7 protein-coding genes are annotated in these 7,266 nt (G+C 67.1%); 3 read left to right on the forward strand and 4 right to left on the reverse strand.

The genetic code is table 11. The annotated features are described in order from the left end of the window. Positions 1-133 precede the first annotated feature (133 nt). Positions 134-1,225, forward strand: coding sequence for a GlxA family transcriptional regulator (locus tag ACP5E6_RS13570; RefSeq protein WP_427954833.1), 1,092 nt, complete (start codon positions 134-136; stop codon positions 1,223-1,225). Between the two features lie 48 nt (positions 1,226-1,273). Here the strand turns inward: ACP5E6_RS13570 and ACP5E6_RS13575 are convergent, their stop codons facing one another. Together ACP5E6_RS13575 and ACP5E6_RS13580 are read right to left on the reverse strand one after the other, a co-directional pair. Continuing rightward, a complete protein-coding gene (locus tag ACP5E6_RS13575; RefSeq protein WP_427954835.1) occupies positions 1,274-1,999 on the reverse strand; it encodes a 2OG-Fe dioxygenase family protein in 726 nt (241 codons plus the stop codon). 53 nt (positions 2,000-2,052) lie between these two features. Beyond that, positions 2,053-4,431 carry a mechanosensitive ion channel family protein gene (locus ACP5E6_RS13580; RefSeq protein ID WP_427954836.1) on the reverse strand — a complete coding sequence of 793 codons (2,379 nt, stop codon included), beginning with the start codon at positions 4,429-4,431 and terminating at the stop codon, positions 2,053-2,055. Between the two features lie 85 nt (positions 4,432-4,516). On the opposite strand from ACP5E6_RS13580, the gene ACP5E6_RS13585 reads away from it, so the two are divergent. Together ACP5E6_RS13585 and ACP5E6_RS13590 are read left to right on the forward strand one after the other, a co-directional pair. After that, a complete protein-coding gene (locus ACP5E6_RS13585; protein WP_427954838.1) occupies positions 4,517-4,708 on the forward strand; it encodes a twin transmembrane helix small protein in 192 nt (63 codons plus the stop codon). A gap of 2 nt (positions 4,709-4,710) precedes the next feature. Further along, the gene (locus ACP5E6_RS13590; protein WP_427954839.1) at positions 4,711-5,418 is read left to right on the forward strand and encodes a haloacid dehalogenase type II; all 708 of its coding nucleotides are present in this window, start codon (positions 4,711-4,713) and stop codon (positions 5,416-5,418) included. Positions 5,419-5,424: 6 nt separating this feature from the next. Here the strand turns inward: ACP5E6_RS13590 and ACP5E6_RS13595 are convergent, their stop codons facing one another. Both ACP5E6_RS13595 and ACP5E6_RS13600 read right to left on the reverse strand, forming a co-directional pair. Continuing rightward, positions 5,425-6,402, reverse strand: a complete 978-nt coding sequence (locus ACP5E6_RS13595; RefSeq protein ID WP_427954841.1) for an NAD(P)H-dependent glycerol-3-phosphate dehydrogenase — start codon at positions 6,400-6,402, stop codon at positions 5,425-5,427. Positions 6,403-6,411: 9 nt separating this feature from the next. Continuing rightward, entirely contained in the window at positions 6,412-7,224 is an 813-nt protein-coding gene (locus ACP5E6_RS13600) for a 23S rRNA (adenine(2030)-N(6))-methyltransferase RlmJ (RefSeq protein ID WP_427954844.1), read from the reverse strand. Positions 7,225-7,266: the final 42 nt, after the last annotated feature.

The following is a 7,266-nucleotide window of genomic DNA, read 5'->3' on the forward strand; positions in this document are numbered from 1 at the left end:
GATGGAATGAGCGGGCGCCATGATCTGGTGCGATCGGGTATTGCCGAAATACCGCTACGGATCGGCTTGCGTCTCTGATATAGGGGAGGGGCTGGTTCTTTTTTCGACAATTTGATCATTATGGAGACTGGGCATGGGGACGCCGCCAAAACCGGCCGCGCGACGGTCCGAGATCAGGCCGCTTTCGGTCGGATTGTTGCTCGCGCAGGATTTCACGCTCTCGGCGTTCTCGCTCTTCGTCGATACGTTGCGCCTCGCCGCCGATGAATCCGATTATTCCCGGCCGATTCACTGCCGCTGGACCGTCATGGCCGAGACCGATGCGCCGATCCGTTCCAGCTGCGGTGTTGAAATCCTGCCCGGCAGCGGTCTGACCGACCCGGCGCTATTCGACTATGTCGTTGTGGTCGGGGGCATTCTGCACAATCATCCCAGGGCCAACACGACGCTCTACGCCTATCTGCACCGTGCCGCGGCGGCGGGGGTCAAGCTCATCGGTATTTGCACCGGCAGTTTCATCCTCTGCCGCGCCGGGTTGATGGAGGGCCGCCGCGTCTGCGTCAGCTGGCTGCACTATCAGGATTTCCGGGATGAATTTCCTGACCATGCCGTGATCGGTGACCGGTTCTTCGAGATTGACGGTGACCGGATCACCTGCGCCGGCGGCGCCGGTGCCGCCGATCTTGCCGCTGCCCTGGTCGAACGCCATCTGGGCAGCCGCCTCGCGCAGAAACCGCATCAGGTTCTGCTGTTGACGCCGATGCGCGGCAGCGAGGGCGTGCAGCCGCATCCGCCGATGGCGCATGAGGTCTCGGATGAGCAGGTGCGCCGCGCGCTTCTGATGATGGAACAGAATCTGGGCAATCCGCTGCCGATCGCCCTCATCGCGCAACGGCTGAGCCTTTCGACCCGTCAGCTCGAACGCCGGTTCGATGCCGCACTCGGACGGGGCCCGGCCGACCTCTACCGCGAGTTGCGCCTGCGCTACGCGCGTTGGCTGCTCGAAACCACGACGCGCTCGGTCACCGATATCGCGCTCGACGCCGGGTTTTCCGATTGCGCCCATTTCTCGCGCCAGTTCAAAGCCCTGCATGGCCTGGCACCCTCGCTCGCGCGCCCTTCCCTGCGGCGCGAGACCCTGCCCGCGCCCCAGGTTTTAACCCTTGCCGATTACGACCGCGCCGTTACCGGCAACAGCGAATGTGCCGGACTCCGGCCGTATTGAGACGATCGATCTGACGGAAGCCGCTTCCAGCCAGATGCCCCGTGGCGCTCACAACCGCCGATAGGTCAATACCAGCACATCGCGGAACGCCGGCAGCGCCGGATCGACCGGCACAACCGGGGTCACGCCGTGGAAGACGCGCCGGTCGTCGACCAAAGCGGCGTCGCGCGGGTGGTTCAGCGTGAAGCTGCCGAGCGCATGGCCACCGAGGTCGTGGATCGTCGTGGTGCCCTGTTCGATGTTGGTCCGCCGCACCATCAGCACCAGAACGAAATCCACACCGTCGCGGTGCATGCCTTCGGGCGTTGGCAGCCCGGCGCCATCCGGGCCGGTTTCGATGCGGAACTGGTGCGCCTCGATCCGCCACGCGACCATGCCGGTCTGTTCCTCGAACAGCGCGCGGGTGAATTCGAGCAGGGTGCTGAAGGTCGGCGCTGCGGCGACGCCAGGATCGATCGGCTCGAACCACCGCTCCACGCCGCCGTTCAGCGCGTTGTAGTCGCGGGCCTGATAATGCGGCTGGTGCGGCTCGCGCCGGATGATTTGTCCCGGTGCCGCGCTGAACACACCGAACCGCCGGCGCCGATAACGCCCGCCATCCGCCATGTAGGTGTCGACCGGCATGCCGTTCCAGCTGGCGGCGAACTCATCCCACGCGTTCGGCGCGATCGCGACCGGGGGCAGCATCGCGTCGATCGCGGCACCGGCGACGAAGGCGAAGCCCTCTTCCTGCAGTTGCCCGGCGAGGTGATGCTGTCTGCTGATGATGTCCATGATCGGCACATCTAGCACGATCCGGCGGGAATTGAACCGTGGCTGGGACCAACTCAGCCATTCGTGTCATCAGGGGAAGGTTCGGCATGATCGGCGCCCGCCCGCGGCTTCGCGGTGCCGAAGGCGGCACGGAATTCGGCGGGGTCGATGGTGATTTTCTGGTAGTTGTAGGGCAGCTCGATCCCCTCGGCATCGAAGCGGATCTTGATGCGCCGGTTGAATTCGCGCCGCACGGCATATTGCTTGCCGGCCGGGGTCTTGATCCGTCCGACGATGGTGACCGCTGAGGCGCCGAACTGATCCAGCCCCCACAGCTCCAGATCATTGCTGATCTGCGCCGCCCAGGTCGGTTCCGCGCGCATGGCCTCGAAAATCTCGTGGATCACCGCCTGCACATGATCGACATCCTCGCCATAGCCGACGCCGATGTCGATCGGCGCATAGCCGAAATCGCGCGAGGCGTTGGCGACGGTGGTGACCGAGCTGAACGGGATGATGTTCAGCGATCCGTCGCCTCCGCGCAGCCGTATCGTGCGGATCGACAGTTTCTCGACCGTGCCGGAAACGCCGGCGAGCGTGACCCAGTCGCCCACCTGCATCGCATCCTCAAGGAGGAGGAACAGCCCGGTGATAATGTCCTGCACCAGTTTTTGCGATCCGAACCCGATCGCCAGACCGAAGATCGAAAGCCCGCCCAGCAGAAGCGTGACGTTCATTCCGATCGCACTCAACACCACGAGGGCGACGATGACCACGATGAGCACCAGAAGTGCCGAACGCAGCATCGGCAGCAGGGTCCGGTAGCGCGCCGCCCGCCCCGGCCGGCCCTGGCGGACCAGACGTTCGGCCTGCCCCTCCATCGCGGTGTTGATGATTTCCCACACGATCAGCCCGATCAGCGCGGCGAGGCCGATGGTCACCGCCGCCGAGACGATCCTCTGGCCGATCGCGGTGGCGGCGAACCAGTCGAGCACGCCGACGCCCCAGAGCTGCAGAATGACCAGAACCGCGATCGCCCCGAGGATCGCGCTGATCACCATTTTGAACACCGGCAGATACAGCCGCGCCCGGGCGTGCAGACCGGGATAATCGGCGCGCCACGGCACCCCGTCGTCGAACGCCGCCTCGAGCCCGTGGGCCAGCCAGGCGGAAAGACTGCGCGCCGCCGCCGCGACCACGGCGAACACCACGACGATCCGCAACATGATGACAAAGGCGTTGGGCACCCCGATCGCCCAGGCGACCCAGAGCGCCACGATGTAGAACAGCGCCAGAATATGCCACGACCGCGCCAGACCCGCGCGCATCGCGCCGAGCACGCCGCCCTGCGCGATCGCCCCATGACGGTCGCCACGAATGATCGCGGCCACCGGCTTGCGCGCCTGCAACACCATGATCGCGGCCATGACATGCACGATCAGCGACAGCAGCTTGATCAGCACCGCGCTGGCCGCGGCGTATAATCCGAACAATCCACCCGTCGTGATGGCGGCATAGCCGAACGCGATCACCACGATGATCCGGCGCAACCAGGTGACCAGCCACGCCGCCCGCCGGTCCGTGGTGCGGATCAGCCGGATGTCGCGCGCCTGCGGGGCCAATAAAAACCGCGCCACCTCGAGCACCAGGCGGCAGGCGATGTAGGCGGTCAGCACCGCGATGGTGACCAGCCTGGCCACACGGGCATCCGCAAGTCCGCCGGACAGCCAGATGAAACCGATCAGCGCGAATACCAGAACCGGCACCAGCGACAACGCGAAATGCCCGAGGGCATAGGGCAGACGGGCAAACCAGCGGCGCAGCGAGCGCCGGCGCGGCCGCTGCTCGGACTCACCCGCCTCGGCGGCGGCCAGCCCGGCCTCTTGCGCGATGTCGGCGCTGCGCAGCCGTGCCGCGCGCTTCAAAACATTGCGCCGCGGACCGCGCAGCCCATAAATCGCCAGAGATTCACCGGCCAGCGCCGTCGCCAACACCGCAGCCAGCCACCCGGCGGCGTGGATCACGGTCTGGCGCAGCCATGCGTCGGTCGCAACGAACACCAGCCAGTGCCAGACCAGCCGCACATCGGTCGCCTCGGACAATGCCCCACCGATCTCGCCGAGAATGCGCCGCGTGTTGACCTCGACCCGCTGGAGCAGCCCCAGCCCGAGTCCGGGCGCCGCGGTCGCGGTGCCGGCGATGGCGGGGGATTTCATGGCCTCCAGAGTCGCGATCAGCGCGGTTCGTTCCGCCGGATTGTTCAGAGTCGCGATCGCCGCGTTCAGCTGTGCCGGGGTCAGCGCGGCGGGCGCGGGCGGCGCGGCGGGCGGTTTTGCGGCCGGCTTGCCCGTCAGCTCGGCCAGCGGATTGACCGCTGCCCGCGCGCCCGGCGCCACGGCGGCCAATCCGGCGAGAGCGTAAAGCACGATCAGCAGGGAACGAAACCGGCGCATCCGCCTTCTCAAAGCGTCCCGCCGCGCGATGTCAACCGCGACGCGCCCCCTACCATCAACGGTGATTGCCCTCTATAACGCGCGAATGCGTGATTTTCTGATCATCCTGCTGGGGTTGGACATGATCGCCGTGGTCGCTGTTCTGCTCACCGGCGCGATCGGCATGACCACCGGCGCCGACCCGCGCCGCCAGAACCGCCTGATGCGCTGGCGCGTTGGTCTTCAGGCCCTGGCCGTGGCCCTGGTTGTCGTGCTCATCCTTTACAGCCGGAACTGAGCATGGCGACCCCGCGGGCCGTGCTGTTCGACGTGTTCGGCACGTTGGTCGACTGGCGCGGCAGCGTCATTGCCGGTCTGTCCGCCTTCGGCGCCGCCCGCGCCATCACGGCGGACTGGGCTGAAATCGCGGATAGCTGGCGCCGCGCCTACCGGCCTTCGATGGATCGGGTGCGCCGCGGTGCGGTGCCATGGACCCTGCTCGACGATTTGCACCGCGACGCCCTGATGGACATCGCCCGCCGCCATGGCATCGGACCCCTCGACGACGAGGATTGCACGCAACTCGTGCAGCTCTGGCACCGGCTGGTCTCCTGGCCCGATGTGGTTTCCGGCCTTGATCGGATCAAACGAATCGCCATCATCGGCCCGTTGTCGAACGGACATCTGGCCCTTCAGGTCGCCCTCGCCAAACGCAACGGTTTCGCCTGGGACGTGACCTTCGGTTCAGATTTGTTCCGCCACTACAAACCCGACCCCGAAGTCTACCTCGGCGCGTGCGACCTTCTCGCGCTGCCTCCCGATCAGGTGATGCTCGCCGCTGCCCATAACGACGATCTTGCGGCGGCCGCCAGCTTCGGGCTGCAAACCGCTTTTATCGCCCGTCCCGCCGAGCACGGCCCCGCGACCGGCGATCGCGCCAAACCATCCGGCCCGTGGACCTTCATCGCCAGCTCGGTCGATGACCTCGCCGCCCAGCTCGGGGCCTGACCGGTTTCAACCCTCGTCGCGCAGGTGGCGGCGCATGAGGTGTTCGATGCTGGTGGCGAGGCTGGTCTGTCCGGCCAACAGGGTGGTGACGGCTTCGGTGATCGGCATGGTGCAGCCGACCGATCGGGCGCGGGCGAGCAGGGCGGGCGCGGTTTCGATGCCTTCGACCACGCTGTCATCGGTGGCCTCATTGGGGGTTGGCGCCGGTTGGCCGCGACCGAGCGCAAGGCCGGCGCGGTAATTGCGGCTGGCGTTGCCGGTCGCGGTCAGGATCAGGTCGCCCAATCCGGCAAGGCCGGCGATGGTCTCGGCTGATCCGCCGAGGGCCACGGCCAGGCGCGCGATTTCGGCGAGGCCGCGCGTCACCAGGGCGGCGCGGGCGTTTTCGCCCAAGCCGGCGCCGATGACCGCGCCGGCGGCGAGGGCGATGACGTTTTTGGCGGCACCGCCGAGGGCGGCCCCGATCAGGTCGGCGCTGCCGTAGAGGCGGAACTGCGGGGTGGCCAGCGCGGCGATCAGACGGTGCCGTTCCGGTGCCGCCGCCATGGCGAGCACGGCGGCGGCGGGCTGGCAGGCGGCAATTTCATGGGCGAAGTTCGGCCCGGTGAGGAGCGCGACCGGATGGTCGATGCCGCTCCGCGCGATAATTTCCGGGCCGAGCAGAGCGGTGCCGCGTTCGACACCCTTGCAACACAGCACGATGGTGCCGTCGCCGGGCGGCAGTCGTGACAGGGTTTCGCGCAGATGCTGAAACGGCGGGCAGAGCAGCGTGATCGGGGCGTGCGGCGGATCGGCCGCAATATCGAGCGTTGCCGGCAGCGTGAAACCGGGCAGACGTGGATTGATCCGTGCCGTGCGCAGCCGAGCCGCCCTTGCCGCATCGCGCGCGACCAAGACGGTGCGCCGTCCCTGTGTCGCGTAGATCATGGCCAACGCCGTGCCCCATGCGCCGGTGCCGATGATCACGATCTCCGCTTTACTCATCGGCCAGCCTTACTCATCGGCCAGCCGCGTCAGGCTTGCCGCGCCATCGGGCTCACTCAGCGCGGTGCTTAGTGCCGCGAGCACCGGCCGGGCGGCGGCCTCGAAGCCATAGGGCGGGTTGATGATCAGCAGCCCGCAGCCGTTCAGCCTTGCGGGATCGAGCGGTGCGCGGAACAGCACTTCGCAGGTGATGACGTCAGCGACGTGCCGCGCCGCCAGATCGGCGAAAAACCCTCGCACTGGCGCGCGGCTCTTCACGGGATACCAGCTCGCAAAAACCCCGGCGGGAAATTTCAGCGTGGCGGCTTGGAGTGCCGCGGCGAGCGTTGCGAATTCATCGACACGTTCGAACGGGGGATCGATCAGTACGAGCGCGCGGCGTTCGGCGGGCGGCAGCAGCGCGGTCAACGCCTCATAGCCATCGCGCCGATGCACCTGCACCTGGGGGTCACGGCCAAAGCGATGTTTCAGCGTCGCCGCATCATCGGGGTGAAGTTCGCATAAGGCGAGCCGGTCCTGCGGCCGTAGCAGCCGGCGGATCAGCGAGGGCGATCCCGGATACTGATCAGCCGGGCCGCTCAGCGCGACGAAATCGGCCAGCGCAGCCGGTGGATCGTCGCGCAACCGCCCGATTCCGCACCGCCATTCGCCGGTTTTATTGGCTTCGACGCCGGTCAGATCATAGGAGCCGATCCCGGCGTGGGTGTCGAGCACGAACAATGGTTTCGGCTTGGCGGTCATGGCGCGCACCAGAAGCACGAGCAGCGCGTGCTTGACGCAGTCGGCGGCGTTGCCGGCATGATAGGCGTGGCGATAATTCATCGGACCGACTGATACCCACAGCCGCCCGCCGACGCCAGACCA

The sequence above is a fragment of the Acidiphilium sp. genome, from assembly GCF_049977125.1.
In the GTDB taxonomy this organism is placed as follows: Bacteria; Pseudomonadota; Alphaproteobacteria; order Acetobacterales; family Acetobacteraceae; genus Acidiphilium.

What these genes read in the sequence shown, in the direction of transcription:
- ACP5E6_RS13570 (WP_427954833.1), top strand. Translation starts at nt 134, where the DNA reads ATGGGGACGCCGCCAAAACCGGCCGCGCGACGGTCCGAGATCAGGCCG.
- ACP5E6_RS13575 (WP_427954835.1), bottom strand. Translation starts at nt 1,999, where the DNA reads ATGGACATCATCAGCAGACAGCATCACCTCGCCGGGCAACTGCAGGAA.
- ACP5E6_RS13580 (WP_427954836.1), bottom strand. Translation starts at nt 4,431, where the DNA reads ATGCGCCGGTTTCGTTCCCTGCTGATCGTGCTTTACGCTCTCGCCGGA.
- ACP5E6_RS13585 (WP_427954838.1), top strand. Translation starts at nt 4,517, where the DNA reads ATGCGTGATTTTCTGATCATCCTGCTGGGGTTGGACATGATCGCCGTG.
- ACP5E6_RS13590 (WP_427954839.1), top strand. Translation starts at nt 4,711, where the DNA reads ATGGCGACCCCGCGGGCCGTGCTGTTCGACGTGTTCGGCACGTTGGTC.
- ACP5E6_RS13595 (WP_427954841.1), bottom strand. Translation starts at nt 6,402, where the DNA reads ATGAGTAAAGCGGAGATCGTGATCATCGGCACCGGCGCATGGGGCACG.
- ACP5E6_RS13600 (WP_427954844.1), bottom strand. Translation starts at nt 7,224, where the DNA reads ATGAATTATCGCCACGCCTATCATGCCGGCAACGCCGCCGACTGCGTC.